The organism is Stieleria maiorica (genome assembly GCF_008035925.1).
Lineage (GTDB): Bacteria > Planctomycetota > Planctomycetia > Pirellulales > Pirellulaceae > Stieleria > Stieleria maiorica.
Genome location: NZ_CP036264.1, coordinates 1,391,869 through 1,418,619 on the forward strand (window position 1 = coordinate 1,391,869; position 26,751 = coordinate 1,418,619).

The following is a 26,751-nucleotide window of genomic DNA, read 5'->3' on the forward strand; positions in this document are numbered from 1 at the left end:
CCGGGTCTTTTTTTGTGCAGATGCCCTGGAGCGAGACGGGCCGCTGATGCCAGCCCGACGCGTAAGCGAGGGGCGCCAAGTGGCCCCTCGCTTACGCGTCGGGCTGGCATGAACAAACCCTCGGACCGCCCCAACGGACACCGCCCTCCGCTACGGCTGCAAGCAGTGCCGATTGGCCATGCTGATGCCGCTGACGATCGCGCCGACGATACCGACAAACCCCTGATCGGTGCCGCACAAGAACACGTTCGGCAGATGGGTCGTGCCATCGAGCTGCTTGGTCGGCGCGCCGTAGACGGCCCCGTTGTCATGCCAGGTGAATCGACGGATCGTCTTTGGCGTGAACACGTCGGTGTCGACCACGTACTGACGAAAGTCGGGCATGAAACGCACCGACGAAGCCACGGCTAAATCGTACTGCCGCACCTTCTCCGCCTGGTACTTTGCATCGGGCAACTCGCACCAGCGATCGTGATTGGCCAGCGTGGTGATCCGCAGCACGCCATCGGGCAATTCGCCTTCGTCGTCTTCGTAGATGTAATTGTTGGGCGAACAAATCACGCCCGTGCGCGCGTCGCACAGGTCATCGTCGGGGCGATTCCAGTGAAACGAATCGCTGTCGTTGTAAAAGACGATCGTCCGATCGAACCCGAACGACTGGGGCATTCGATCCAGGATCGAGATCGATTCGATAAACGAGAGTTTTCCTGCTCGCGCGACATCGACCTCCGTCACGTCGTCGCACAGTCGCATCGTTTCGATGTTGCCGGCCGACGACAGAATGCGGGTGGCGGTCAGCTCGGTTCCGTCATCCAGCACGACACCCGCAGCGCGGCCGTTTTCCACGTGGATCCGGGAGACGCCGCTCCGCAGTTTTAACTCACCGCCCAGCCCACGAAACTTGCGGACCAGGTTCTTCAGGATCACCCGCACGCCTTTAAACGGACGGCCGAACCCTTCCAGATAACAGGCCCGAAACATGATGCAGAACTGGCCGAAGTCCATGTCGTTTTCACGGGCGTTGCCATACCACATCAGCGGGCAGAGCAGCATTTCGATCAACAGCGGCTCGCTCAGGTGCTCTGCCATTACCTCCCGCGCCGACCGCATGAATCGCTCGTCGGCCCCGTCCATGTCGGAATAGTCCAACAGCGAGTCACACAGCGAGCGGAATCCGTCGACCTGGCCGGGGAATCGCTCGGCGATCTCGTTTTCCAGCAGTCCGATGTCGTTGCTGAAATCCAGCGAGACACCGGGAAACCGGATCGACGACCCGATCTGCTCGGCAAGCTTGAAATCATCCCAGCGGAAACGCAGCTGCCGGATCAGCTTTGCCAGCGGCCCCTTCTTTGTCCCACGCTTGGCATAATTGGTCATCGCGTGGAGGCCGACGTCATAGTCTCGGCCCCCCATGCGGTAAAAGGAATTCAGGCCGCCGATCGTGTAGTGGCGTTCAAGAATACAGACACGTTGGTCGTAGTGGGCCAGGCGGATCCCGGCGGCCAAGCCACTCATCCCGGCGCCGATGATGATCGTGTCGTAATGGTCGGCTGCGGACGGCTCGGTCACGAAATTTCCAACGCTTTGACGGCCAAAGCCGCGGGATCAGGTTTTGACGATGTCACGCATCTTGGGTTCCAGATACGCCACCGTGGACGCCATGCTGGCCAGCTCCCCATACTCCTCTTCGGGAATCTGGACGCGGTGCCGCTTCCGCAGCTCCATCACGATGTCCAGAAAGTCCATGCTGTCGAGCTCCAACTGCTCACGGAACGCAACATCGTCTTTCAGATCGTCCAGGTCTTCGTCCGGCGAAATGTCTTCGAGAATGTCCAGGATTTCGTCGCGGATTTCGGCAGGCGTCATTGCTATTCGGGATGGGGTTGAAAACGGGCGGATTGAAAACGGTGCGGAAGCAGGAATTGCCGGGCCGCCCATCTTACCGCCTGGGCATCAAATTTCGAAGTGCCCGAGAGCGACGAAATTCCGATTCCTGGTCGCAGCCGGCGAGCTGAACACGGGGCAGTCGATCCGGCCCGCAATCCACCGAATGAATCCTTCCGATCACAAACTGAGCCGTAGGCGCTAGCCTCGGGCCTTACGGGTCTCGAAGGGCAACCTAAGGCCCGCGGCTAGCGCCGTCGGCTCATAGAATAGGGGCATTAGGTCGGCGCCCTGCGGCTGATATCGAGCGATTCTGCGCTGCCCTCTTGGTGCCTGAAAGCGAAACGCCGCCGAATTACACCCGGCCGATGATCACGACGGAATTGATCCCCAGCATGCCGAAGGAATTGTTCAGGACGTAATCGACCTTACGGTGCTCCTGGGCTTCGTTGAGCACCAGCCCTGGCAAACGGCAGTCTTCATCTAGCGTGTCGACGTTGATCGTCGGGTGGACGACCGAGTCGCGGAATGACGACAGGTTGCCGGCCAGTTCCAACGCGCCGGCCGCTCCCATCGCGTGCCCGATGTAGCTTTTGGTGTTGTTGATCCGCACGTTGTCACAGCCTTCGAAAACGGTCCGCAGGGCGGAACATTCCTGGGCGTCTCCGCTGGACGTTCCGGTCGCGTGCGTGCTGACGATGTCGATCTGGTCGGGTTGCAGCCCGGCCCGCTTGAGCGCCATCTGCACGCACTCGGCCTGACGCTGGGGATTGGGCAAGACGAAATCGGTCGCGTCGGTGTTCATCGCGTACCCGACCAGTTCGCCGTAGATCTCCGCGCCGCGTTTTTTCGCATCGCTCAGTCGCTCCAGCGTGTACAGACAGCCGCCCTCGGCGACCACGATCCCGCTGCGATCGACGTCAAACGGACGCGACGCCTTGGCGGGATCCTCGTGGCTGGCCAAGGCGTTCTGGCTGTTGAAACTGGCGAAAATGCCGAAGGTGTGGATGCTCTCGCTGGTCCCCCCGGCGATGGCCAAGTCACATTCGCCCAGCCGCAGCATTTGTGCCCCCTGGATGATTCCGGCGTTCCCGGCGGCACAGGCAGCCCCGATGGTGTAGTGCGGCCCGGTGACTTTCAAGTTCAACGCGATTTCGCCGGCGGGGTTGTTCGCCACCGTGCGGGGATTGTGGTGGTGCGACCAACAGCTGGTGTCGTAATCGAACCCCTTGATCACGTAGATCTCGTTCTCGGTTTCGACATTGCCGTGTTCGGTCACACCGACGTAGATCCCGACGCGTGACTTGTCCGTGTTTTCCCAGTCGATCCCCGCATGTTTGATCGCCTCGTTGGCGGCGTAAACGCCGACGCTGCCGGCACGTGTCCCGCGGCGGAGATCTTTTTTGGTCTGGTACCTGCGGGTGTCGAAGTCACAGATGCCCGCCAAGGTCTTGCCGAAGTAGCGGATTTCATAGGGTTTCACACCGCTGCGTTTTTCCAACAGGGCTTCGCGAAACGCGTCCCAATCGTTTCCGTTGGGGGCGGTCAATCCGATTCCGGTGATGACGATGCGCTGGTCGTCGGGCAATTCAGAGGCGAGATTGGGGGCGATCACTGTGCTGGCTGCCGGTGGGGTCAGACTGGTCGGTTAGGATTCAGGTGTCTAGAAATCACCTGTCCGCGAACGCCGAAGGGTACCAGTTACGAAATCGCCTATCAATGGTCGCCGGTCGCGTCGTCGCCGGCCGCATGGCGGGCCACGTCCGGGATGTGGTCATTCCGATATATACTGCGTTGCCGCAGCGGACAGGTATCGTCGCCTGTCCCCTGACGCCGATCGCCCCAAAGATCGCTTCTGAGCCCGCCGACTCGAAATCGCTGTACTCCGTTTTGACCACGCTGTCTCCTTCCCCGGCCGGCATCGACGCCGTTCGACAAAAATGTCGGCAAACGCTGGACCGCGTTCGCGGCGAATTGCTGGCCGCCCGAAATGATGCCGGACACTGGAGCGGCCAACTGGCCGCCAGCGCGCTCAGCACCGCCACGGCCGTCAGCGCCTTTTCGGCGGTTCTGCTCAATGGTGATCCGGCCGAGCCTGAATCGCTGCGAGCAATGGTCCGCCAGGGGCTGAGCTACCTGGGAACCCAACAGAATCACGACGGCGGATTCGGCGACACCGACCGCAGCCATTCCAACATCGCCACCAGTTACCTCGTTTTATCGGCGTCGACGCTGGCGGAAAGGATCGGCGAACCACCGCTCGCTCCGACCGCCGTGCAGCAACTGAATCAGTACCTGGACCGGGCCGGCCGGCTAGACGGGCTGCGCAAGCGATACGGGACCGACAAAACGTTCGTCGTGCCGATCATGAACAACATGGCCATCGCCGGCCTGATCTCCTGGGACCAGGTCGCCGCCCTGCCATTCGAAGCGGCCGTCTTTCCGCAATCGATGTATCGCTTTTTGCAGATGCCGGTGGTCAGCTATGCGATCCCCGCGCTGGTGGCGATCGGCCAAGCACGGCATTTCCTCGGTCGCCGCGCGATCGCCCCGCTCCGGCTGATCCGCTCGCTCTGCGTCAATCGAACCCTCGCGGTGCTGGAAAGGATGCAACCGGCCAGCGGCGGCTATCTCGAAGCGACCCCGTTGACCGCGTTCGTGGTGATGAGTCTGGCGGCGACCGGGCGATGCGATCTGCCGGTCGTGCGAAACGGTTTGCGGTTTCTAACCCAATCGATGCTCGACGGCGGACGCTGGCCGATCGATACCAATTTGGCCACGTGGGCGACGTCGTTATCCATTCACGCGTTGGTCTGTGATCCGGCGGACGCCGGCGATTGGTACAGCGAACAACTGGCCGACTGGCACCTGGGTTGCCAGCACCTGACGCGACATCCGTTTACCGGTGCCGAGCCGGGCGGCTGGGGCTGGACCGATTTAAGCGGGGCGGTCCCGGACAGCGACGACACACCGGCCGCCATCCTGGCCCTCGGACTGATGCGTCCACACGCCGACGCAATTCGACAGACTCAAATGCACGACGCGATGATTCGCGGCGGCCGCTGGCTGATCCGGCTGCAAAACCGAAACGGCGGCTGGCCGACGTTCTGCCGCGGCTGGGGAAAGCTGCCCTTTGATCGCAGCAGCACCGACCTGACCGCCCACGCGCTGCGGGCGCTTCGGGCCATCGCGAATGGACCGCTACCGTCGCAGCCGGATGAATTTCTCCGGTCCCAGGACGAACGAGCCGTTTCGCGCAAGCGTACGGGCCACGCCCTAGATCCGTCACGCCCGAGCCCGTGGGCTCGCGCCCAGCGGCTGATGCAATCGCCCGACCGATCGCGTGAAAGGGGATTGAGCGTGGTGGAGCTTGACCGCGCCAATCGCAGAGCGTTGCGATATTTGTCACGGCAGCAACAACCCGATGGGGCATGGATGCCGCTTTGGTTCGGCAACCAAGACCGCGACGACGAATCCAACCCGATCTACGGAACGGCAAAAGTTCTGATCGCGGGCGGGACTGCCCCCCGCCAAGAAGCGGCGGCATGCGATTATCTGGTGCAGAACCAGAACGCCGACGGCGGTTGGGGCGGAGGAGCATCGGTCGCCGAAAAAATCCGCTCCCTGGTCGAATCCGACCCCGAATTCGCGTCGATCGCCCCGCAAATCCCCGAGGGCTTGGAAAGTAGCGTGGAGGAAACGGGGCTCGCCGTCGAAGCGCTCGCGACGGTGATCCTGCGCCGCCGCGATGCCCCCCCTAACGTCGGTCCGCAATCTGAAAACGAGAACGGAAATTTGCGATCCGATCGCCTCGCAGGCGGGTTCACAAAGCAACGACCAGAATGTTCTTCCGCAGACAGTGCCGCCGCTGTGAACGATGCCTTGGTGGCGGCTATACTACGCGGGGTCGAATTCTTGATGCACAGTGTCGAGGATCGGCGACATCAAGTGGCGTGGCCGATCGGATTCTATTTTGCCAAGCTCTGGTACCATGAACGCTTGTATCCGCTGATCTTCACCGCCGCCGCGCTGGGAAAAGTTCTCCGCGTGCTGGCCGAGAAACACGACCCGAATTGGCCTCGATGACGATCGGTCCTCCGGTCCCAGGCTACAGTGAACCCACCTTAGATTCCCGCACCATTTCTCGCCCCGAGGTAATCGGTTTGTCGACCGGATACAGCCCCAGCGATGCCACTGCCAGCCAAACCGTCCCCCCATCGTCGTCGGATTCCGCGTCCTCAGACGCCGCCGCGGGATCGCGCAGCCGACGTCGCAAGACGAGTCACCTGAAAGAGGTTCCTGAAACTCTGGAGCTGCGCGAAAGTCTTCGCGCCCGCTGTGAGCAGGTCGCCGATCGCTTGGACCGCAGCGTCCCGATGACCAAGGACGAATTGGAGCAAGTCGCTCGGCGGACGCTGGAAGAAGCCGACTTGCCCGAATCGCTGGTCGGCTGGGTGATGGTGATGATCAGCACCTCGTTCTGGCGCCACGCCCTGGAAGGGGTTCCCCCGGAGCGGCGTTTGTTCCTGTTGCCACACTGCCTGAAGCACGCCGAGGGATGCCCGGCGGAATACGACGAGTTCGGGATGAACTGCAAAGAATGCGGGGCATGCAGCATCGCCGACTTCCGCGGGCTGGCCGAAGAAATGGGCTACCGCGTGTTGGTCGCCGAAGGTTCACCCGTGGTGATGAAGATCATCGTCGGCGGGTACGTCGATGCGGTGATCGGCGTGGCTTGCTTGAACGTCTTGGAAAAGGCGATCGACAAAGTCCTACTGGCGGGGATTCCCTGCATGGCGGTCCCGCTGCTCAGTAGCGATTGTCGAAACACCAAAGTCGACGAAGCGTGGGTCGACCAAATGATCCGCACGCCCTACCAGCCGGCCCAGCAGGAGACCCGCAGCTACGTTCACCTGATGCGCGCGGCAGGCGATTTATTCCTGCCCGAGACGCTCGAAGCGAACGCGCCGCGCCTGCGTGGCAAATCGGCGTTCGGCACCGGCGAGTTGACCGCCCAGACTGTCGCCGCGATGGATGCGGTCGAAGCCACCGAACACATCGCGTACGACTTTCTCGCCCGCGGCGGCAAACACTCGCGACCGTTCATCACGCTGGCAGCCTACGACGCGATGACCGGCGGCGATTGCACCGGCAGCAACGCGGCCCGCGCGATCGCGGAACTGCCCCAATCGGTCCGCAGGGCCGCCCTGAGCATCGAGACCTTTCACAAAGCCAGTCTGGTCCACGACGACATCGAAGACGACGATTCCTTTCGCTATGGCCAACCCTCGCTGCACAAAGTGTTCGGCGTCCCGACGGCCATCAACGTCGGCGACTTCCTGGTCGGCATGGGCTACCGCCTGATCAGCGACCGCAGTGCGATGGCCGATACCGGTGCGGCCGCCCAAATCGATGTCATGGATTGCCTGGCCGCCGCCCACATGCGACTCGGGGAAGGCCAGGGCGCCGAATTGTTGTGGCGCGACGGCACGGACCGTCGGTTGACGCCGCTGGATGCGTTAAAGATTTATGCGCTCAAGACTTCCCCGGCATTCGAGGCCGCTCTGTATAGCGGTGTCCGGCTGGGCTGTGGCGACGACGCCGATGGAAAGGCAAACGAGTACCGCGAGGCAATCCGCGCCTTCAGTCGTAACCTGGGCGTCGCCTTCCAGATCCTCAACGACCTGGGTGATTTCGCCGGCGATGACGACAACAAGCTCTCCGCCGGCGGCGACATCTTTGGCGGCAGACCGACGTTGCTGTGGGCGCTGGCGCTGGAGTCGCTCAACGAACACGACCGACACGAACTGCTGGGGCTGGCCGATGCCGATTGCATGCTCAGCGACAGCGAACGATTGAGCGCCGTCCGGCGGCTGTACGAGAAAGCCGGCGTCTTTGACACCGCATTCCGGCTCGTCGACAAACATCAACAACGCGCCGAACAGGTCGCCGACAAACTGGAACCCGACGCGCTGCGACGATTGCTGTACTTCCTGGTCGACACCGTGCTCGAACGCCCCGAGATCCACTCCCCCAAGGTCGTCTCGCTGGGTGTTGCCGCTGCCACGGTGTGATTCGGTCGACTCACGATCCATCACTTCATTCTTCTAACGTCCCCCGAGCGGATTCATGGTTGCTGGGCTTTCCAAAGACGACGCCGACGTAAAAATCGAAACGCTGTTGGCAGAGTTCTACGACCCCGAAACGGGGTTTGCCCAGTGGGGACAATGCAGTTCGACGCTTCGGATGCCCTCGCCCTATGACGAACTGCTCAATCATCATTCGCACATGACCGTGACCGTCGAGTCACATCATGGTGAAAAGGTCGACGTCGTCGTTCATCGAAATCACCGCCATGCCGATGACCACGGCGATTGGTACGTCCGCGAGATCACCCTGAAGACCCAGACCAGCGGCAAGGTCGTGCAGTACGGAATCGTCCGACTGAACGTCTCCGCCCTCGCACCCGAAGTCTGGAAACGGATCGAATCGCAACAGACACCGCTTGGCCGTGTCTTGATCGAACACAACGTGCTGCGCGAAGTCCAACTCTGTGAGCTGTGGGAAATCCAGGCCGGACCGGCCCTGGCAAGCCTGCTGCACGCCGAACCGGGAGACACCGTTTACGGGCGAACCGCACTGATCTATTGCGACGGCGAACCCGCCATCGAACTGCTGGAAGTCGTCGCCAAGTAAGCTCCCGTTCCTTCCGGCCAATCAGATGCTCAATCCCCTTCGATCGCTCGTCCTGGTCTGCCTGTCCCTCGTCCTCGCCACCGCCTGCGCGGCCCAATCGATCGCGGACAACCAACGGTGGGCGATCGAGGCACGTCGGGCGCTCGACCAACTGGATTACAAATCGGCAGCGAAGGCCGCCGATAAGATCGCCAAGTCACCGGCAACCGACGAGTTTCAACGCGTCGCCGCGGACACGCTGCTTCGCTGCGGCGAATCGAAACGCGCGATCGAGTTGTTCGAGCGTTATCTGACCCAACGCCCCAACGACCGACCCTATTTGTGGCAACTCGGGATCGCGTATTACTTTGCCGGAAGATTTAAAGACGGTGCCAAGTTGTTCGAAATCCATCGCGAAGTGAACCCCAACGATGTCGAGAATGCGGCCTGGCATTTCCTCTGCGTTGCCAAAGCCGAATCACCGGAGAAAGCAAAACAGCTGCTGCTGCCGGCCCCCAACGATTCACGCGCCCCGATGGAAGAGGTCCTGCAGATGTTTCACTCGGGTGACGTCGAACCGGTCAAAGAACGCATGAACTCATTCACCTCCGGTTCGGCTGCGTCCCGGTCGGCCAACTTCTACGGCCACTTTTACTTGGGGCTGTATGCCGATGCGTTGGCAGACGAAGCGACCGCGAAGAAGCACCTGGACATCGCCGCCAAAGACGCACCACGAAACTACATGGGCGACATCGCCAAGGTCTACGCCGCCCACCTGAAACCGAAGCTGTAGCCCACGTCGTGCATGACGACTTGGATGCCATTGCGCCGAGTAACTCAGCAAAGCCAAGACGTTCGGCGTCACCCTCGCGCTAAACCTGATCCGGTTTGGCAGTCGCCTTCATGATCGTGAAGAATGAAAACGGATTGGGCTTGTAGCGTTGGTCGATGCGAATCGGCAACTCACGCAACACTTCCTCGAGTTCCAAGTCGGTCCGCCAACCGAGTCGCTTGGTCACGTTGCCCGCCGAGTCCACCACGCGGGCGATGAGGGGATTGTCGCTGCGAAAGTGGTTGATGATCAAGATCTTCCCGCCCGGTCGGCAGACGCGAACCAGTTCGCGCATCATCTTGGCCGGGTTGGAAACCACGCTGACGGTGTGAAACGACGTCACGACGTCAAACTGATCGTCGGCAAACTCCAGCTCCTCGGCATTCATCGGCTGAACCGAAATGTGATCCCACCCCTTCCGGTTGATCAGCGTTTGCGCTTCGGCCAGCATCGATTCCGACAGGTCGATGCCGGTCAATTGGATGTGACGGGGATAGCTCGCCAGCGACAGCCCCGTGCCGACACCGACCTCCAAAACCCTGGCACCTTCGGGCAACTGCATCGCGCCGACTTCCGCGCGGATGTTCTTTCCGGCCACGGCAGGCCAGAAGGCTTGGTAGGCGGGCACAAGATTGTGATACAGCTTCGCCGCGTGGGGGACTCGCGACCGCTTGGGCTCCGAATCGGACTTGTCTTTGGAATCTTGCGGGTGCGGCGTGACAGTGCTCATCAACGGTTGCTCTCGGACGACAAACGCCAGGTGGGAAGATTGGTCGGCTAGTATAGCGACACCTGTATCGTCTGCAGCGCGCCGCCCCACCCGATGTTTTCGGCTAGTCTGTAGCCGAAAGCATTGCAAATTTCGCTCCGCCGTCAAATCGGCCCGCTGTCCCTCGGAGAACCCCAAGGCATGACAGGACAAGGGTTTAAGCGAGATTTCGCCGTGCGGCCGCGGGGACATTTCGACGCATTTATTACGTCCTCGTTACAAACCACGGGCTCCTCGCTGCAGCAGCATCGCGGCGACCGGACGACGGATTGTCGTCTTGCCCCAACCACCCTGGAGGGCCGAGCAAAGCATGGGGCAGAGCCACCAAGCCAAGACAAAACCCTCCCGGGAAGGGAGGGGCGAGCGATGGGAGACGAGGGTGTCTCGCTGGCCCATTCCAAGGCTCCGCCCTGGAACGCACCGCGACTGTGGCTCCAGCCACACACGGACGTGCAACCAGAGGCGGAGCGTGCCTTCAATGTCTTGATGACTTCAAGCACGATCCAGACGCGAATCGCATACCCGACTCAGCTTTTTCGGGCGGGGCCGTCCGGATGGTCGGATCGTTCCGCCGCAGGACGTTCGCCGATGGATTCGCCCGCCGAGCGCGATTGGCCCTGCGACGCGTCCCGAGACGTCGGCGATTGCCAGATGCCAGCGGGCCCGACGACCAATGTTTCTTTCAGCCCATGAACGGACTCGATCGTCAAGCTTGGCAGAACCGACCAGGTAGATGGAGTGATCATCTCTCAACCTATGGAAAATGCCCGCCGCAGTGTCGGCGAGCGGAATCGAATGGTGATGCACACTGAACAACCTCGCCTATTGCACCGCCCCACATCGGTTTGAATTGACGTTCCCGCCAATCAACATCCGCTTGGCAGGGCGGTTGAGACGATTAGAGGGAACTTACAACCAATCTGACGGAAAAACCAAGCCCGATTTCAAAGCGTAGTGCACCGCATGAAAATTGATTTTTTGATCACCGAGCTGAACGTCGGCGGCGCCGAGAAAGCGTTGACCGAATTGGCCCTCGGGATGCATCGACGCGGGCACCAGGTGCGAGTCCTCTCGATCGGCTCGGAACCCTGCCAAGAACGCCATCGCCTGGTCGATCGACTGGCTGCCGAGAAAGTCGAACTCGAATTCGGCGGCTTTGATCACTGGAGTCAAATGCTAGCGGCCAGACGGTGGCTGATACGCCGAATCAGTGCTTCACCACCCGAGCTGTGCCAAACGTTTCTCTTTCACGCCAACTGTTTGGGAACGTTCGCGGCCAAACGCGTCGGTGTCCCGCACGTCATCGGCGGGCTTCGCGTCGCCGAATCCAAACGCATCCGATTGGCAGTGGAGTCTCGAGCGGTGCGGCGAATGAGTCACGTCGTTTGCGTCAGCCGACAAGTCCGATCGTTTGCGATCAAGCTGCTGTCGGCCAACCCTCAAACCAGTTCGGTCATCCCCAACGGAGTCGACATCGCGACATACCGAGACGCGGCTCTAGCCGATTGGTCGCAGATCGGATGGCCCAACGACAGCCAGGTTGCGATCTTTGTCGGCCGGCTTCATCCCCAGAAAGGGATCGAATTGATCCAACAGCAATTCGACTCCCTGTTCGCCGCTCACCCCGGCCGGCGACTGCTGATGATCGGGGACGGCCCGCTGCGAGACCCCCTGGCGCAATGGGCCGATGCAATGGGGCCTGACCGAGTCCAAATCCTGCCGTGGCAAAACGACGTCGCGCCGTTTCTGAAAGCGGCAACACTGCTGATGCTCCCGAGCCACTATGAGGGCATGCCCAACGTCGTCATGGAGGCGATGGCCGCCGGATGCGTGACCGTGTGCAGCCGCGTCGAAGGCAGCGCCGAACTACTGGGCGACGAATCGGGCGAGCGATGCAAGCGTCAGGGTTTTCTTCCCGGTGACGGACCAGCCATGGCGCAGCTCGCCGATGCATTCTTTTGCTCGAAAGACCTCCGCCAATCGATCGCCCGAGCCAACCAACAACACCTCGAGCAAAACTACACCAACCGCCAAATGATCGATCGCTACGAAACACTCTACCGATCGCACCTCACTGCCAATGGTGCATTGTAGAACCGTTGTCCCAACTGTTCCCCCGTGACCGCTTCGCGGGCACCCCCGAAATCGGTCTTTCCGATCGGTGGCTTTGATGGTGTCTTTGATGGGTGGCACCAATTGCAGCACGTGGGGTGACCGGAGTGAGGCGAGGTGGATCCGGGGCCCCGTTCCTCCGAGGGGGCTGCCGTGTGGCCGCGGAACGCCGGGTCCCGTCTCGGTACCCCTGGGCGTACAATTGAGCCGCCTTTCCAAACTCCGATTGCCGAAGGGGCAACACTGCCCCGGTGGCGTTGGTCCCCCGCGTGCGGACAATGAAACGGGACGCCCGCCGGACGCTTACGCCGCCCCTTTCCCCTGACACACTTCCTATGGCTATCCAGCGAAATCAAACTCGCCCGGTCGCGATCGGCGACATCGTCGTCGGCGACGGCAACCCGATTGCCGTGCAAAGCATGACGGCGACCAAGACCCAAGACATCGACGCCACCGTGGCCCAGGCAGAAGCCTATCGGCAAGCCGGGGCGGGCGTGGTGCGGATCGCCGTCGACAGCGAGAAAGACGCCGCCGCATTGGCGGAAATCCGAAAACAGACCACCGCCAACCTGGCCGTCGACCTGCAAGAGAACTTTCGGTTGGCCGAAAAAGTCGCCCCGTTTGTCGACAAGATCCGCTACAACCCCGGACACCTCTATCACCACCAACGCGACAAACCCTGGCAAGAAAAGGTCCGCTTCATCATCCGGCAAGCCCTGGAACACGACTGCGCCATCCGGATCGGCGTTAATTGCGGCAGCGTCGACCCAGACAAGAAAGCCAAATACGATCCGGCCGATTCGATTACGCCGATGCTCGAAAGCGCCCTGGAACACTGTGAGTTCGTTGATTCGCTGGGATTCCACCGCTACGTCGTTTCACTCAAAGACAGCGATCCGCAAAAGGTCATCGAGGGCAACCGACGCTTTGCCGAGCGACGCAGCGAGGTCCCGCTGCACCTGGGCGTCACCGAAGCCGGGATGCCGCCCGAGGGGATCATCAAAACGCGGATCGCTTTCGAACAGCTGATCGGACACGGCATCGGCGACACCGTTCGCGTCTCACTGACGCTGCCCAATGATCGCAAACCCGAAGAGATCGCGGCGGGGCGCGACATCGTCGACGACATCTATGCCGGTCGCGTCCGCACCGTTGTCAAACTGAATGAACAATCGCTGAACATCATCAGTTGCCCGAGTTGTTCGCGGGTGGAAAACGAAGCGTTCATCGATCTGGCCCAAAGCGTCAAAGAAATGACCGAATACGCGAAAGACCACGACATCACCATCGCCGTGATGGGGTGCCGCGTGAATGGCCCGGGCGAAACCGATGACGCCGACCTGGGGCTGTGGTGCGGCCCGGCGAAAGTGAATTTGAAACGCGGCACCGAAGCATTGGGCGCGTTCGGATACGACGAAATCTTGCCACGGCTGCGACAAGAGCTCGACGCCATCATTGCAGCCAAATGCTGAGAATCCTGCTAACCAACGATGACGGCATCGACGCACCGGGGATTCACGCCCTACACGAAAGTGTCCGCCACGCGCTCCAGATGCACCGGCCACACGAAGACGTCGAAATCATTGCCGTCGCGCCGGATCGGTGCCGCAGCGAATGCGGGCACAGCATCGTCACCTCTCACCCGCTGACCATCAAATCCGTCCGCGAAAATTGGTACAGCGTGGACGGGACGCCGGTCGACTGCATCCGTGTCGCCCACTATGCGATGGACTTCCAACCGGACATCGTGTTTTCGGGGATCAACGCCGGTGCAAACCTGGGCGTGAACCTGATGATCAGCGGCACCTTCGCGGCCGCACGCGAGGCGTGTCTGCTGGGGATCCCGGCGATGGCGGCGTCCCACTATCGGCGCCCCGACGTGCCACGCACCTGGGACCACACACCGATCTGGTTGGAGCAAACGATCGGCGAGTTTCTGCGCGCGGCAGCCGAACCATGCGATGACCATCGCGCACCGCCCCTGTGGAATGTCAATTTGCCAGCCGTCTCGCCAGATTTAGCAGAGATCCCCGAGCGAACCGAATGCGACGTCGACCGTTGCCCGATCGACCGAACGGGAAGGATCGAACCGGGGGGACGTGTTCGGTTTGAATTGGATTTCCACGGTCGACCTCGCGAACCCGGTCGCGACGTTCAACATTGTTTTGACGGCCGAATCACGATCAGCAAGCTCGGTGTGCACCCGTCGCGCTGATCTACAGCGGGCAAACGATGGCTCACGCCCAGCGTCTCCATCGGGGGCCAGCACGAAAGTTACCGAGACGGTCGTCGTGATCCACCGAGGACCGAAACTCTTGGCGAGTTCCGCTACCTGTGTACCAGCTACCGCCCGAAACTCTTGGCGAGTTCCGCTACCGGGGAAAACCGACAGACCGCCGATCACGCCTCTGCCTTGCTAGCAACGGCAATGGTTGCTTCGCCCATCGGCGCGGTGTTGGGTGCGTTTCCCGAAGGAGCGACCTGACTTTTCTGCAATTCGCCTCGTACGATTCGGACGTTTCGCGGCGCTTCGATGCCGATGGCGACTCGGTTTCCCGAGATCCGATTGACGGTCAAAATGATATCATCGCCGACCATCAACTTTTCACCGGCTTTGCGACTGAGAACCAACATGAGCTTCCTTCCTTGATCTTGGGGAGTCTAAAAACGTTCTTCGCGTCGGTCGAAAGTACAAACCGCGTGCCAATCGCAAGTCCTGAACACGCAAACCATTCCCAAACGTCGGCGAACTTGAGGAAATCCGCCGAAAAAGTTGAACTTTTCCGCTCCGCCGACGGGTGAAAGCAGCTTTGCTGGCAACCGCCCGACGTGCGTTGATAACTCATCCTGGAATGCTTGTCGCGAATTGAGACAAATGCCCTGGTCGGCGTGTCTTCCTGACGCTGGTAGAGTTATCAGCGCCGGGTCTGACACGGCTGGTCATTCGACCGTGACAGGTCCGATGCTATACTCCAGATGCAGGGCGGGCGAGGCTGAGGAATCCGAGCGTGGCTTGCCGATTTAGAAGAGAACGATGAAACGAACGATGCACCTAGACGACCTCCTGAAGGACTGGGAATTCAATCCCCACACGCTGAACGTCCGAATGGTGAAAGGAAATGACGGACGCGATGTGATCCAGATGCGGGTCGACATGGGTGTGCTGCAACTGGAAACGACCGGACGCCCCGATGGCACGCTGATCGAAGGCCACCCGACCTACTTGGAATACCTGCAAGAGGCGGTCTTGGAAGACCCCGATCTGGAGCTGGACGAGGACCAATGCATGGAGGTCGATCGCGAATTCATGCAGTTCTATCATCGCCGGATCTGCTGGTTGCGTCTGCAATATTACAACCGCGCGGTGATGGACGCCGACCATACGCTGCGTCTGATGGATGTCAGCGAGCGGGTCAGCCCGGACGAGGAATGGTCGCGATCGCACGAACAGTACCGTCCGTTTGTTCTGTTCCATCGCACGCAGGCGGCCGCCCTGGGCGCGCTGGAGGAAGAGGAGTCCGGCGAGGGGGCGGTGATGGCGATCAACGCCGGGCTGGAAACGATCCGCCAGTTCTTTGAGAAACACGAAGCCGACGAGCACTTCGAGGAAGACGAATTGGTCGTCCGCCTGGTCGAATTGCGGGAAACACTTCGCAGCGAATATGAAGTCGGCCAGACGCTCCGCGAAAAACTGACCGCAGCGGTCGAACAGGAGCAATACGAGCTGGCGGCCAAGTTGCGCGACGAATTGAATCAGCGCGAACTGGAATAGCGAAACGCAAGCGAACAAAAACGCGTGCGAACAAAAACGCGTGCGAACAAGGGGCTGCCCCCTCATCCGCACGCGTCGTCGAGTCTTTTTCCGATCGCGAAGTGGGCTTCACGCCGTAACCATCGCGGCAGGCACCAAGAAGTGCCCTTGGGTTGCCCCTCGCTCACGCGTCGGGCTGGCACTTGCGCTTCTGCCAACGGCTTTCGGCAAGTCACAGTGCGCGTGCGAAATTCTTGGCGAGTTCCGCTACCGCAAAACACTTCACACGGCTGCGCCCAGCAGGTCCATTTCCTTGGCCAATCGCTTTCGCGCGACGTGCAAACGTCGCTTGATCGTACCGATCGGTGCCTGGAACGCATCGCTCATTTCGATCAAGGTTTGACCGTTCAAGTAGAACGCGGTCAACGTTTCTTGATCCAACGCGCCCAGACGATCGATGCTGGATCGAACCGCAGCGGCTTGCTCACGGCTCTGGGCAACTTCGTCCGGTGCGTCGTCGGTCACGCAGGTCGCTTCCAAGGTTTCCGGATCGCAGGCGATGGCCGATCGATTGCGGGTCACGCGATTGATCGCCATACGGTGCACGATCTGTCGCAGCCAACCACCGAATGCCTCGGGCACTCGCAGTTGGTCGATCTTTTGCATCGCTTGGATGAAAACGTCTTGGGCCAGTTCGTCGGCCTCGTCCGCATTGCGGACCCGGCTCATCGCCCCGGCGACGATTGCGGATCGGTATCGGTCGAACAGTTCGCCGAACGCGTCTCGGTCACCGCCTTGGGCGCGGATGACCAACTCGGCAACGCTCAGCTGTCGCAGATCCATTGGGTTTTCAGTCGTGATGTTCATCGCTCGGTTCCTTCCGAAAGCTGACCGGGATGGCGGTGGAGCCCGCACGGGGAAAAATCAGCGTCTTCGGGTGTCGGCTTGATCGCCGCGTTCGCGTGGTCGCGCTCGTTTTGGTGGCGCTCCCGCTCGTGCGGTGATGGATCAAACCAGGTTGATCGTCAGGTTTAGGCGAGGCTGAGCGTGAGAAGCGTTTCCGCCAGAGTTGGCGGGCGTTCACACGGTCGGCTTGGATGTATCAGTCGCGGTTGCCGAACGTCTCGTTTCCGATATCGGTGCGAAGTGTTTGAGTCCCAGCTCGGGCCAGGAGACCGGGCCGATCGAGCAGCGGGGAAGACTTGAAATCAGGCGATTTCAGGCACAAAACCGTCAAACACATCACCGATCGCGTCCGGACAAAAAACCTGTGTCGTGAGCGACACCGGTTTCGGCACGGACCATCGGCTTGGCAATCGCGGTGGGAATGAAAAACCTGCCTCGCAGGCTTTCCTTCTCTCAGCCTCTGCGTTGCAGAGCGGCTGAGCCACGTTTGGCCAGTCCGAGTAGCCGCACGGTTAGCGGTAAACGTTTCCGTTTACCGCCGGCCGTATTGGCGACCGTGGTCAGCCAACCGTGGGACGTCGGCGGACTCGGATGGCCACAACCGGGCTGATACTGCATCAGCATGGTCTGTGGTCCCGAATACACCCCGTTCCCGGGCGATACACACGCCATACAGAGCTGGAGGTCTGATGCGTGTGCAAATGCATCGGCGCTGGAAATCTCACGGACGCCTGCAATGTTCAGGCTACGTGTGACAACTGCGATGATTTGTTCAAAACGCATTTCAAACCTCCCGGCACCGTTCATGGTGCGGCGTGGAGCAAAGACGAAAAAAATGAATGAGCGGACCTGCCGACATCTCGCCCGAAAAAGACGTGATGCTGCGGATGCGGTAGCATGCCGCTTGATGGCGGGGTCTGCGGACCTGCGTTAACGGTAACGCACGTCGACTCCAAAAGCCAGTGAATTCTCACCGCCTGTGGTAGTTGATCGTACAGAGTGGTCTGAAAAAGAAAGGTTCGCGCGAAAAAAAATCATTTTCTGATTTACCGCCCATGACTGCAGACAGTTCAACACCGAAAGCGGCCCCGGCTCCCCGATCGTGGCGACTGCTCCGGCTGGGAACGCAACTCGGCGGCCGACTCGGCGGCCAAATCGGCCGCCACGCCCTGGAATTGTTGCTGCCGTCAACCTGTCGGCTGTGTGACGCCTGCGTCGCCCCCGGCGAAGACTTCTGCGCCGAATGCCAGGTCCAGCTCGAATCGAGCGAGAAACGGATGGAATCGGCTTGCCGACGCTGTGGGTATCCGGGGGCCGGTCAATTCACTCCGTCGACCGCCGCGGTGTCTGCCGGCGATTCCGCCGACCTGGGCCGCTGCCAGCGCTGCCGACGCGAGTCGTACGCGTTTGACGGTTGTATCGCCCTGTGGAGCTATGACGGTTTGGTGCGAAACGCGGTCGTCGCGGCAAAGTACGGCAGCCAGGTGTCCCTGGCCGACGCGCTCGGGCGACGCCTGGCCGAACGCATCCGTGCGGTCATTGGCGGCACTGCGATTAGCGGCCCAGTGCTTGGCGGCCCAGTGCTTGGCGGCCCAGTGCTTGGCGACCCGGTGCTTGGCGGCCCAGTGCTTGGCGACCCGGTGAGCAGCCGTCATGACGCTCCCAGCGGCGACCAGCAAACCGCACTCCCGCCAGGGGACGCCCCGGACTTGGTGACCGCGGTCCCCTCACACCTGTGGCGTCGCATCCAGCGTGGCGCCGGTGGCAGCCGCGTGCTAGCCCGGACAGTTGCAGGGGTCCTGCGCCGGGACTGGCCCCGGTTGGTGCATCGGAATCTGCTGGCGACGACTCGGAAGACCAAGAAACAGGCGTGGCTGGGTGAAAAGGAGCGGAGACGGAACGTGGAGGGCGCCTTTTGCGTCTCCCGCCCGCTTTGGCCCGGCGGCCGCCCGTCGATCGCCGGCCGGCACATCCTGTTGATCGACGACGTGATGACCACCGGCGCCACGGCGGCGGAAAACGCCAAGGTGCTCAAGCAGGCCGGGGCGCGCCGCGTGACCGTCGCTGTCGTTGCACGCGCTTGCTCGTGACGACCGAGTGTCGTGTTTTCGGCAATTTCGTCGGAAAGAATCCTGACATCTGGTCGAATCGCAGAGAAGGGATTGTAGGCGGGGTTTCTGGCCGATCCACTCGATTGGCCGAGCCGAGACGGGCTGGAAGTCCGGTTTTTCGATGCGATGATTCTTGCGAAGATGTCGAATGTGCGTACTTTGAGGGTTATTCGCGGGGGCGGTTGGCCGGTGCCGCCGAGAAAACCGATCACGACTTGCCCCCGTAGCGTACAGTTGCTTCTCACCACCAACGCATTGATTTCGATTTGCCTGATTCAACCGCACCAGATTCAAACGCACTCGCTGTGAACGACCACGACGACATCGACCACGCCTCACGATCGGTCAGCGTGCGAAACATTTTGGTTCGCGGGTTGGGCGTCGTGCTGCCGCCGTTGCTGACGATCCTGGTGCTGATCTGGGCCTGGAAAACGATCGAGACCTATGTCCTGCGGCCGACCGAATGGGTCGTCCAGGAGGGGCTGGTCCTGGGAGCGGAATACTTTGACGGCACCCTGACCGAGATTCCCGACGGGGCGGTGCCGGAGGCTGACGGGGGCTTCAGCACGTACACGCTGTTCGGTTACAGCAAGTATGTGCCGGATCCGACGGGCCGCCGCTATCTGCCCAAAGAGATCGTCGACACCGTCCACGAGAATGCCGATCAGTTCACCGCCGATGCCAAACCACTGGTTTCGGCCAACGCCTACTGGCACCGCTACATCCAACTCAGCTGGATGCAGCGAAAGTACGTCGTCCCGGTCTTTCTGATCGTGTTTCTGACCGTGCTGTATTTCATGGGACGTCTGTTCACGTTTCGACTGGGCCGTTGGTTCTTTCGCGGGTTCGATTCAGCCATCCTGCGGATCCCCTTCGTCAACAAGGTGTATGGCGGCGTGAAGCAGGTGACCGATTTTGCGTTCAGTGAACGAGAGATCGAGTTCAACAACGTCGTCGCGGTCCAGTATCCCAGCAAGGGCATCTGGTCGCTCGGGTTCGTCACCGGCAACAGCATTCGCCAGTTACGCGACGCGACCGGTGAAGAAATGATGAGCGTGCTGATGCCGACCAGCCCGATGCCGATGACCGGGTTCACGGTCACGGTCCGCCGCAGCGACACGATCGACATCGACATGACGGTCGACGAAGCGATTCAGTTTGTCGTCAGCTGTGGCGTGGTCGTTCCACCGAATCAACGTCTCAACGGGACCCAAGAGCGTAAGCCTCGGCCGGCGGGAAAACTCCGTGACGGCGCAGTCATCTTGCCCGGCGGCCCCCAAACCGAACCGTCCGGCGACCACTCGACCGTCTGATCCGCCGGCGGATTGCCCCACTACGACTTGTAAATTTCGGGGTTCAACGACGGATCGTTGTACATCTTCATCTGGCGATACGTCTTGTGTCGCTTCTTTCCCGCCAACAGGTCGGCCAGCAATTCCTGCAGCGAATTGGACAGGTCGGCGTGTTGCTGTTCACACAGATCGATGCGTTGGGCAACCATCGCGCGGTGTGCCGCATCGGCGTCGTCGCGTTCGAGTTGCTCTCGGTAGTGGTACAGCCGCAGCGACATGATCGACAGCCGATCGATCGCACTGCCGGCGGTTTCGGTGTTGATCGGTGCTTCGGCAGCCGGGCGGACATGCAACTTTTCCAATAGCTCGGTGATCGCGTCGTCCAACTGCTCGATCATGTCGTTGCGTTGTTGATTCAGCTTGTCGATCGCCCGTTTCACCTCGGCGATCTTGACGTCGTCGGCGGTCGGGCTGCGGGCGATGTCTTCCTGGTGCCAGAGCCGATAGTTGTATTCGTGCTGCTTGCACACCAGTTGCTTGAACCCGTCATAGGCGTTTTCGATCGGCCCCTGATGCCAATCGGCCACGGTGTCGATTTGCAGTTGCGTGATCTCTGAAACCGGTGGCAAATGAGTTGCCGCGATGGTGGATGCTGACATGGTGCGAGGTACCGAAAGAAGCCGGGCAAGCGAGGGGGCGAAAGGGTGCATCCCCATTGTGCGGATTATCGCAAGCCATGGCGAGAGCAATCCGGCGGCACGAAAAAAGCCCGGGCGTGAATGGCATGGGCTGTCAGCAATCACAGAGACGGCAACCGTTGGTGTCTCGCCTTGAGGGACCATCCAGTCTTAGGGCAATCGCTTTTCTGGTGTACGATGGCCCTTCCGGGCCGTCGCCCGTGGGGCTCTGCACGACGACCTAGAAAGGACGTCGTACACCAACAACCTACACCGATGCCCGGACCATTCGGTCAGGAGACTTCTTTTTCGTCGATCCAGGACATCATTTTCCGCAATCCGCGACCGATCTGTTCCACACCGTGCTCTCGTTCGCGACGGCGGGTGGCTTTGAAGAACGCCGCTCCACCGCGGTTTTCCAGGATCCAGTTTCGGGCGAAGGTGCCGTTCTGGATCTCTTCCAAGACGCGTTTCATTTCGGCCTTGGTTTCGTCGGTGATGATGCGGGGGCCGGTGACGTAATCGCCGTACTCGGCGGTGTTGCTGATGCTGTAACGCATGTAGCTCAAACCGCCCTGGTACAACAAATCGACGATCAGCTTCAGTTCGTGCATGCACTCGAAGTAAGCCATTTCGGGCTGGTAGCCGGCTTCGACCAACGTTTCGAACCCTGCCTTGACCAATTCGCTGACGCCGCCGCACAGCACCACCTGCTCACCGAACAGGTCGGTTTCGGTTTCTTCCATGAACGAGGTTTCGATGACGCCACCGCGGGTCCCGCCGATGCCCTTGGCATAGGCCAAACCGATCTGTTTGGTGGTTTCCGAGGCACCTTCGCCGAGTGCGATCAACGCCGGAACGCCGCCGCCCTTTTCGTACTCGCTGCGAACCAGGTGGCCCGGGCCTTTGGGGGCGACCAACAGCGTGTCGATCCCTTCCGGGGGCGCGATTTGGCCGAAGTGGATGTTGAACCCGTGCGAACACATCAGCACGTTGCCCTTGGACAGGTTGGGCAGGATGGATTCGCGATAGACGTCCGCCTGGACTTCATCGGGCAGCAGGATGTTGATCACATCGGCTTCTTTGGTCGCATCGGCGATCGACTTGGGTTCAAAGCCGTGGGAGACGGCCAGGTCATAGTTGGCCGAACCGGGGCGTTGTCCGATGATCACGTTGATGCCGCTGTCGCGCAGGTTTTGTGCTTGGGCGTGGCCTTGGGATCCGTAGCCGAGGATCGCCACCGTTTTGCCTTTGAGGTGCGAAAGATCGGCGTCGTTGTCGTAGTAGATTGTGGCTGCCATGAGAGAATGGTCTCGATCGTGTTTGGAAGGGTGATTTCTAGGGAGACGGTCCAGGGAGATTCCGGGGGGGAGATGTCGCTGGCCCTGTTTCTCGCCGCGGCGGCGAGACGGTGTGTTTTTCGTTCCGCCGTTTTGTCGGCCCGCGGCGACAAAGCGGTCGTGGCGGGCGAATCAGGCGGTCGGCGTGTCGGCGGTCGCTAGGCGCTCGCCTGGGTCGTTTCGTCTGCGATCGAAACGTCCGAATCGCTGCGGACCATTGCGACCCGACCGGTGCGGACCAGTTCGGTGATGCCGTAGGGCCGAACGCGTTCGATGAACGCCTGGACCTTGTTTTCGCGACCGCTGATTTCGATCATCAATTCGTCCGGACCGACATCGACGATGCGGCCGCGGAAGATATCGACCAACTCACGAATCTCCGCCCGCTTGGGCCCCGAAGGTGCTTGGACCTTCAACAGCAACAAGTCGCGTTCGACGAAGTCTCGGCTGCTGACGTCGATGACGCGTACGACCGTGACAATCTTCTCCAGCTGCTTGCGTACCTGCTCCAGGACTCGGTCGTCACCGACGACGACGAAAGTCATGCGAGAGAGCGTCTTGTTTTCGGTTTCACCGACTGCGAGCGAGTCGATGTTGAAGCCACGCGAGGCAAGCATCCCAGAAATGTGGGCGAGTACCCCGGGAACGTTCTGGACCAGAGCGGAGAGAACGTGTCGCTGAGTGGGGCTGGGCATCTGACCGGTTTTGACCGTGTTTGGAGGAAGAAAGTCCTGAAATTTGAGCCCGGTAGGATAATTTTGCGAGCACGGACCAGCAAGGGCAGGGCCAAAACTGGCCGAAAAGCCGGGTTGTGACCGGATTTCGAGGTCGTCGAGGGGACTGGAAAACGAAAAATGCCCCGAAAGACTGCCCGAGGCAGAATGATTCGGGGCAGAATGATGGCGGGTAGGATTGGTGCCGGCTGCCCCCCGAGCGCGGATGCGAATTCCCACCGAACCCCCTCGCTGCTATCCGTGGGCAATCGACCTGCCTGTGGTTCAGAGCGGGCAGAGAAATTTGCCCCCCCTTGGAATCAAAAACTTAGAAACCGCATGACCTCGGCCAGTGAGGCTGATTTCAATTGCCGATGCGATCTGCCAGCCGGCCGGTTCACTCCACGCGTTGCTTCCAAACGTCGCTGCTGATCACTTCGCTGATGAACATCTGTTGGGCGACCAGGATCGATTGCTGCAGCTCTTCGGCGGTCGCCTTGCCGGCTTCATTTTCGACGGTCAACGTCCCCGTTGCGTCACGCAAAAACTCGACCTTGTAACCGCGGTGAAAGGCTTGGCGGGCGGTCGTGTCGCAACACATGTGGGTCATGTAACCGGCGATGCTGACGGTATCGATTCCGTTTTCCTTCAACCATTGATCCAAATTCGTCCCGGTAAACGATCCCGGCAACTGCTTGTCGATCAACACATCGCGTGGACGCGCGTTGACTTCGTCGTGTAGCTGCCACATCTCGGAATCCTTGCGAAAGATCGGTGACTCGGGATCGGCTTGATGGTGGCGAATGACCACCGTGGGCACCTTGGCTTCGGCCGCGCGGTCCATCACGTCCAGGATGCACTCCAGGTGGCCGGCCGGATGTGTGACCGGGAGCGCTCCGTCGAAGTATTCCCGCTGGACATCGATCACCAATAACGCTCGCGACATGCTGATTCCTTGTTTGTGGTTGTGAATTGACGCGATGAGTGTAGCCGAACGGGTCGGCACGGAGGGCATTCACGTTGGCCGTCGCCACTCTCGCCAGAGAGAGTGTGGGCAACGCCGAGAAACCACCTGCTGGTGAAGGTCGCTGCGAATGACGAGCGATTCACCAAAAAACCTCGCCTTTGCCAATCGGGCAAAGACGAGGTTCTGGAATCCGGGATTTGAGACGAGCGACCAGAAGGCCACGGGCTCAGAAGGCCACGGGCTCAGAAGGCCACGGGCGCCGGAATCGCGGAGATGCCGTTTCCGTATTGGCGATAATAATCTCCGGCGTCGACGGTGGGCTGGGCTTCGGGTGCGGCGACCGGTGCCGGCACAGCGGGCGACGGAACCGCGGGCGTCGGGGTGGGCATCAGCGACGCCGGCGCGGCGGCACAACCGCTGTCGCAACCGAGTCCGCCACAGCAGGCGCCTGTACCGCAACCAGTTGTACCGCAACAAGCCGTGCCGCAACCGCCACAAGGCTTCTTTTCCGCCGTCCAGGTGTACTTGCAAGCCGGGCAGGTGTATTTCTCCGGTTTCAGCACACAGATCTTGCGGACGCGGGCGCCGTTGTGGACGCAATTGGTGCAGCCGAGACCGTCGCAGGCATCGCAGGAGGCACAGGCGGCTTTCTTGGCTTTTTGCCAGGGGAACACGACGCGGGGAATGCAAATCACTTTGGATTCGACATTGAAACAAGTCTTTTCTTCGTCAACCACTTCTGCGTCGAGCTTGCAGACGTGGTCACACACGGGGCAGCAAGAACAGCCGGTTTGATCGAGCAATTTGCCGCCCAGGGCCAGCGCTTGGTTGGAACTGGTCAAGCAAAGGGCCATTGCCAACAGCAGCCCGGCCTGGATCGTTTTTTGAATGGACATGACTTCTTCTGTAAATGGAATGGTTTGTTGAAACGCCTTGGCAGGCGTTGGACAGGTGATGGATCGTTAGAAGTCGATCATGTAGCGGAAACCGAGAATGCTGAAGTCGCCGTCGATACCGGCGGCCAGCGGCACGGCCGAACGACCTTGTCCGGCGTTTTCGATTTCGCCCATCACCAAATTGGCTTGAATCTTGGAGTACGCGGTCCAGTACCAGTTCATCCCGGCCGTGACGGTGTACCCTTGCCCGCCGCGGATATCGGAGTCGGACAGGTCCAAGTAATCGGCACGCAGACCGACGCCCAGCGCCCCCCAGCCCCTGCCGGTTCCGCCGGTGCAGCGGTCGACGACGAAGAAGTTCTCGAACGGCTTGACGCGACTGATCGTTCCGGTCGCTCTCGAGAGTGGGATATGCTCACCGGTCAGGAAGTAGTGCGCGAACAGGTATCCGCCGTGGAACGTCAGGTCGCTGCCGTTGAATCCACCCAATGCGTCACGTTGCATCCACGTGGTGAAGTACTCACCGGTGATCTGGAGCGCACCGATGTTTAACATCGATTCGAAGGCGAGTTGTTGATAGCCTTCGGCGCCGAGGATCCGACCGGTGTCCCACCAACGTGAATCGCTTCGCGCCTCCGGCCGGGTGCGGAAACGTGCTTCGTTGGCGTTTTGGTCCAGATCCAACTGGCCGTCGCCGTCGGTTTGGTTGACCGACCCGGCGATCGCACAGTGCCAGTAGCCGCGTCCGCCGCTGATGTCGTCACACCAGGGACTGGCCGACAGTCGGCCGTACAGCCCCGCCTCGTCAAAGTCGCCGCGGTAACGTCCGTCGGTACTGATGTTTTCCAACAAGAACGCACCGTAGCGCCAGTGGATCGATTCGTCCTCGGTAAAGCCGTACATGCAGACACCGAGCCGACGAGCGTCTTCGTTGAACGTTTCGACCGCCAACGGTCGTTCGGCGAATACGTTGTGACGGCTGCTATTAAGGTGGTCCAAACCGATGGGACGTTTTTGATTCCCGATCAACAGCACTTGGTTGTGCGGCAACTCGTTGAATCCGAAGTAGACGTCCTTCATTTCCGCCGAGCTGGGATTGTTGAAGTCGATCTGCATTCGCCATTCCATGTTTCCGGGGACGTCGCCCGAAAACTCCATCCGAATGCGACGAAAGTCCCAGCGGTCCTCGGGATCGTCCGCAGGGTTGCCCGTCTCCAGTTGGTTGATGCCGGCATCGCTGTCGAGGAAATTCCAGTTGTCCAGGTGAACCCGTCCGTTCAGTTTGAACGTCGGCTTCTTCTTCTTTTCGTCGGCTTCGCTCTTCAGCTTGTCCTGGTACTTCTCCCAAGACGATTCCAAATCGCCGACCCGCCCGAGCAGTTTTTCATAGTCTTTCAGCGGAACGGTTCCGCCGGAATCGACGGCGTCCGAAGCCGAGGGTTCGGACTCGATCAGTGCACCAGCATCGGCTGAGTTCAGCGTCGCCGTACGATAAATCGGCGCCGAGTCGTCGCTCGGCATGCCAAACAGATTGTCGTCGGCGCCTGTCGCCGCAGTGCCAAAGCACGTCGCCAGCGCAAGCGCGAGCGAAAAGCGCCGCGTGCGCACACCAAGAGTCTTTTTCATCGCTTCGTTGTCATCCGTGAACTGCTGTGACGAGCCGAATGCATCGATCCGTCGATACATTTTTCGGCACCCGCCTTGAAGTCGTCGCAAGCCGGATCGCCATCGGAGATCCACTTGCCATTTCTGGCATCGTCCTTTGCTAGGATCACCGATTTGCCGGCATCCACAGATTTTGCCTGAAGTTTGAAACGCGCGCCGGA

22 protein-coding genes are annotated in these 26,751 nt (G+C 60.6%); 10 read left to right on the forward strand and 12 right to left on the reverse strand.

Going from position 1 to position 26,751, the window contains the following annotated elements; translation table 11 throughout:
- Window positions 1-150: 150 nt before the first annotated feature.
- The 3 genes from Mal15_RS04530 to Mal15_RS04540 form a co-directional block, all read right to left on the reverse strand.
- Window positions 151-1,569: a phytoene desaturase family protein gene (locus Mal15_RS04530; protein ID WP_233903279.1), complete on the reverse strand. Its 1,419-nt coding sequence runs from the start codon at window positions 1,567-1,569 to the stop codon at window positions 151-153.
- A 36-nt stretch (window positions 1,570-1,605) separates the two neighbouring features.
- Entirely contained in the window at window positions 1,606-1,866 is a 261-nt protein-coding gene (locus Mal15_RS04535) for an acyl carrier protein (RefSeq protein WP_147866671.1), read from the reverse strand.
- Between the two features lie 373 nt (window positions 1,867-2,239).
- Window positions 2,240-3,499, reverse strand: a complete 1,260-nt coding sequence (locus Mal15_RS04540) for a beta-ketoacyl-[acyl-carrier-protein] synthase family protein (RefSeq protein WP_147866672.1) — start codon at window positions 3,497-3,499, stop codon at window positions 2,240-2,242.
- 104 nt (window positions 3,500-3,603) lie between these two features.
- Here Mal15_RS04540 and Mal15_RS04545 point away from each other — a divergent pair, with 104 nt between their 5' ends.
- From Mal15_RS04545 to Mal15_RS04560, 4 genes are read left to right on the forward strand one after another with little or no spacing between them, the layout of a single operon-like run.
- Entirely contained in the window at window positions 3,604-5,970 is a 2,367-nt protein-coding gene (locus tag Mal15_RS04545; protein ID WP_233903280.1) for a prenyltransferase/squalene oxidase repeat-containing protein, read from the forward strand.
- Window positions 5,967-7,958: a polyprenyl synthetase family protein gene (locus tag Mal15_RS04550; RefSeq protein ID WP_147866673.1), complete on the forward strand. Its 1,992-nt coding sequence runs from the start codon at window positions 5,967-5,969 to the stop codon at window positions 7,956-7,958. Before Mal15_RS04545 ends, Mal15_RS04550 begins: the two co-directional genes overlap by 4 nt.
- A gap of 55 nt (window positions 7,959-8,013) precedes the next feature.
- Window positions 8,014-8,580: a hypothetical protein gene (locus Mal15_RS04555; RefSeq protein WP_147866674.1), complete on the forward strand. Its 567-nt coding sequence runs from the start codon at window positions 8,014-8,016 to the stop codon at window positions 8,578-8,580.
- Window positions 8,581-8,605: 25 nt separating this feature from the next.
- Window positions 8,606-9,352, forward strand: coding sequence for a tetratricopeptide repeat protein (locus tag Mal15_RS04560; RefSeq protein WP_147866675.1), 747 nt, complete (start codon window positions 8,606-8,608; stop codon window positions 9,350-9,352).
- Window positions 9,353-9,431: 79 nt separating this feature from the next.
- On the opposite strand, the gene Mal15_RS04565 is transcribed toward Mal15_RS04560, so the two are convergent.
- On the reverse strand, window positions 9,432-10,121 hold the full coding sequence (locus Mal15_RS04565) for a class I SAM-dependent methyltransferase (protein ID WP_147866676.1): 690 nt from the start codon (window positions 10,119-10,121) through the stop codon (window positions 9,432-9,434).
- A 1,002-nt stretch (window positions 10,122-11,123) separates the two neighbouring features.
- On the opposite strand from Mal15_RS04565, the gene Mal15_RS04570 reads away from it, so the two are divergent.
- The 3 genes from Mal15_RS04570 to surE all read left to right on the forward strand — a co-directional run bounded on the left by Mal15_RS04570 (window position 11,124) and on the right by surE (window position 14,487).
- Window positions 11,124-12,254, forward strand: coding sequence for a glycosyltransferase (locus Mal15_RS04570; protein WP_147866677.1), 1,131 nt, complete (start codon window positions 11,124-11,126; stop codon window positions 12,252-12,254).
- A 353-nt stretch (window positions 12,255-12,607) separates the two neighbouring features.
- Window positions 12,608-13,744 (forward strand): (E)-4-hydroxy-3-methylbut-2-enyl-diphosphate synthase, encoded by a 1,137-nt coding sequence (gene ispG / locus Mal15_RS04575; RefSeq protein WP_147866678.1) that lies wholly within the window; start codon window positions 12,608-12,610, stop codon window positions 13,742-13,744.
- The gene (surE, locus tag Mal15_RS04580) at window positions 13,738-14,487 is read left to right on the forward strand and encodes a 5'/3'-nucleotidase SurE (RefSeq protein WP_147866679.1); all 750 of its coding nucleotides are present in this window, start codon (window positions 13,738-13,740) and stop codon (window positions 14,485-14,487) included. The genes ispG and surE overlap by 7 nt, the downstream gene beginning before the upstream one ends.
- A 185-nt stretch (window positions 14,488-14,672) precedes the next feature.
- Here the strand turns inward: surE and Mal15_RS04585 are convergent, their stop codons facing one another.
- A complete protein-coding gene (locus Mal15_RS04585; RefSeq protein ID WP_147866680.1) occupies window positions 14,673-14,906 on the reverse strand; it encodes a carbon storage regulator in 234 nt (77 codons plus the stop codon).
- 400 nt (window positions 14,907-15,306) lie between these two features.
- Between Mal15_RS04585 and Mal15_RS04590 the strand changes: the two genes are divergently transcribed.
- The gene (locus tag Mal15_RS04590; RefSeq protein ID WP_147866681.1) at window positions 15,307-16,044 is read left to right on the forward strand and encodes a UvrB/UvrC motif-containing protein; all 738 of its coding nucleotides are present in this window, start codon (window positions 15,307-15,309) and stop codon (window positions 16,042-16,044) included.
- Window positions 16,045-16,305: 261 nt separating this feature from the next.
- Here the strand turns inward: Mal15_RS04590 and Mal15_RS04595 are convergent, their stop codons facing one another.
- Window positions 16,306-16,890: an RNA polymerase sigma factor gene (locus tag Mal15_RS04595; RefSeq protein WP_147866682.1), complete on the reverse strand. Its 585-nt coding sequence runs from the start codon at window positions 16,888-16,890 to the stop codon at window positions 16,306-16,308.
- 1,094 nt (window positions 16,891-17,984) lie between these two features.
- Between Mal15_RS04595 and Mal15_RS04600 the strand changes: the two genes are divergently transcribed.
- Both Mal15_RS04600 and Mal15_RS04605 read left to right on the forward strand, forming a co-directional pair.
- Entirely contained in the window at window positions 17,985-19,019 is a 1,035-nt protein-coding gene (locus tag Mal15_RS04600; RefSeq protein WP_147866683.1) for a ComF family protein, read from the forward strand.
- A gap of 326 nt (window positions 19,020-19,345) precedes the next feature.
- On the forward strand, window positions 19,346-20,353 hold the full coding sequence (locus tag Mal15_RS04605) for a DUF502 domain-containing protein (protein WP_233903281.1): 1,008 nt from the start codon (window positions 19,346-19,348) through the stop codon (window positions 20,351-20,353).
- Between the two features lie 20 nt (window positions 20,354-20,373).
- On the opposite strand, the gene Mal15_RS04610 is transcribed toward Mal15_RS04605, so the two are convergent.
- From Mal15_RS04610 to Mal15_RS04635, 6 genes are all read right to left on the reverse strand, one after another.
- Window positions 20,374-20,991, reverse strand: a complete 618-nt coding sequence (locus tag Mal15_RS04610; protein WP_147866685.1) for a DUF4254 domain-containing protein — start codon at window positions 20,989-20,991, stop codon at window positions 20,374-20,376.
- Between the two features lie 311 nt (window positions 20,992-21,302).
- Entirely contained in the window at window positions 21,303-22,310 is a 1,008-nt protein-coding gene (gene ilvC / locus Mal15_RS04615; RefSeq protein ID WP_147866686.1) for a ketol-acid reductoisomerase, read from the reverse strand.
- Between the two features lie 197 nt (window positions 22,311-22,507).
- Entirely contained in the window at window positions 22,508-23,044 is a 537-nt protein-coding gene (gene ilvN, locus Mal15_RS04620; RefSeq protein ID WP_147866687.1) for an acetolactate synthase small subunit, read from the reverse strand.
- Between the two features lie 415 nt (window positions 23,045-23,459).
- Complete coding sequence (locus Mal15_RS04625) at window positions 23,460-24,008, reverse strand: cysteine hydrolase family protein (RefSeq protein ID WP_147866688.1); 549 nt, start codon at window positions 24,006-24,008, stop codon at window positions 23,460-23,462.
- A gap of 263 nt (window positions 24,009-24,271) precedes the next feature.
- Window positions 24,272-24,925, reverse strand: a complete 654-nt coding sequence (locus Mal15_RS04630; protein ID WP_147866689.1) for a hypothetical protein — start codon at window positions 24,923-24,925, stop codon at window positions 24,272-24,274.
- 66 nt (window positions 24,926-24,991) lie between these two features.
- On the reverse strand, window positions 24,992-26,551 hold the full coding sequence (locus Mal15_RS04635) for an OprO/OprP family phosphate-selective porin (protein ID WP_147866690.1): 1,560 nt from the start codon (window positions 26,549-26,551) through the stop codon (window positions 24,992-24,994).
- Window positions 26,552-26,751: the final 200 nt, after the last annotated feature.

Coding starts and splice junctions, on each gene's coding strand:
- ilvC (WP_147866686.1), bottom strand. CDS start 22,310: ATGGCAGCCACAATCTACTACGACAACGACGCCGATCTTTCGCACCTC.
- Mal15_RS04565 (WP_147866676.1), bottom strand. CDS start 10,121: ATGAGCACTGTCACGCCGCACCCGCAAGATTCCAAAGACAAGTCCGAT.
- Mal15_RS04635 (WP_147866690.1), bottom strand. CDS start 26,551: ATGAAAAAGACTCTTGGTGTGCGCACGCGGCGCTTTTCGCTCGCGCTT.
- Mal15_RS04535 (WP_147866671.1), bottom strand. CDS start 1,866: ATGACGCCTGCCGAAATCCGCGACGAAATCCTGGACATTCTCGAAGAC.
- Mal15_RS04585 (WP_147866680.1), bottom strand. CDS start 14,906: ATGTTGGTTCTCAGTCGCAAAGCCGGTGAAAAGTTGATGGTCGGCGAT.
- Mal15_RS04610 (WP_147866685.1), bottom strand. CDS start 20,991: ATGTCAGCATCCACCATCGCGGCAACTCATTTGCCACCGGTTTCAGAG.
- surE (WP_147866679.1), top strand. CDS start 13,738: ATGCTGAGAATCCTGCTAACCAACGATGACGGCATCGACGCACCGGGG.
- Mal15_RS04545 (WP_233903280.1), top strand. CDS start 3,604: ATGGTCGCCGGTCGCGTCGTCGCCGGCCGCATGGCGGGCCACGTCCGG.
- ispG (WP_147866678.1), top strand. CDS start 12,608: ATGGCTATCCAGCGAAATCAAACTCGCCCGGTCGCGATCGGCGACATC.
- Mal15_RS04560 (WP_147866675.1), top strand. CDS start 8,606: ATGCTCAATCCCCTTCGATCGCTCGTCCTGGTCTGCCTGTCCCTCGTC.
- Mal15_RS04550 (WP_147866673.1), top strand. CDS start 5,967: ATGACGATCGGTCCTCCGGTCCCAGGCTACAGTGAACCCACCTTAGAT.
- Mal15_RS04600 (WP_147866683.1), top strand. CDS start 17,985: ATGACTGCAGACAGTTCAACACCGAAAGCGGCCCCGGCTCCCCGATCG.
- Mal15_RS04595 (WP_147866682.1), bottom strand. CDS start 16,890: ATGAACATCACGACTGAAAACCCAATGGATCTGCGACAGCTGAGCGTT.
- Mal15_RS04590 (WP_147866681.1), top strand. CDS start 15,307: ATGAAACGAACGATGCACCTAGACGACCTCCTGAAGGACTGGGAATTC.
- Mal15_RS04625 (WP_147866688.1), bottom strand. CDS start 24,008: ATGTCGCGAGCGTTATTGGTGATCGATGTCCAGCGGGAATACTTCGAC.
- Mal15_RS04570 (WP_147866677.1), top strand. CDS start 11,124: ATGAAAATTGATTTTTTGATCACCGAGCTGAACGTCGGCGGCGCCGAG.
- Mal15_RS04630 (WP_147866689.1), bottom strand. CDS start 24,925: ATGTCCATTCAAAAAACGATCCAGGCCGGGCTGCTGTTGGCAATGGCC.
- ilvN (WP_147866687.1), bottom strand. CDS start 23,044: ATGCCCAGCCCCACTCAGCGACACGTTCTCTCCGCTCTGGTCCAGAAC.
- Mal15_RS04555 (WP_147866674.1), top strand. CDS start 8,014: ATGGTTGCTGGGCTTTCCAAAGACGACGCCGACGTAAAAATCGAAACG.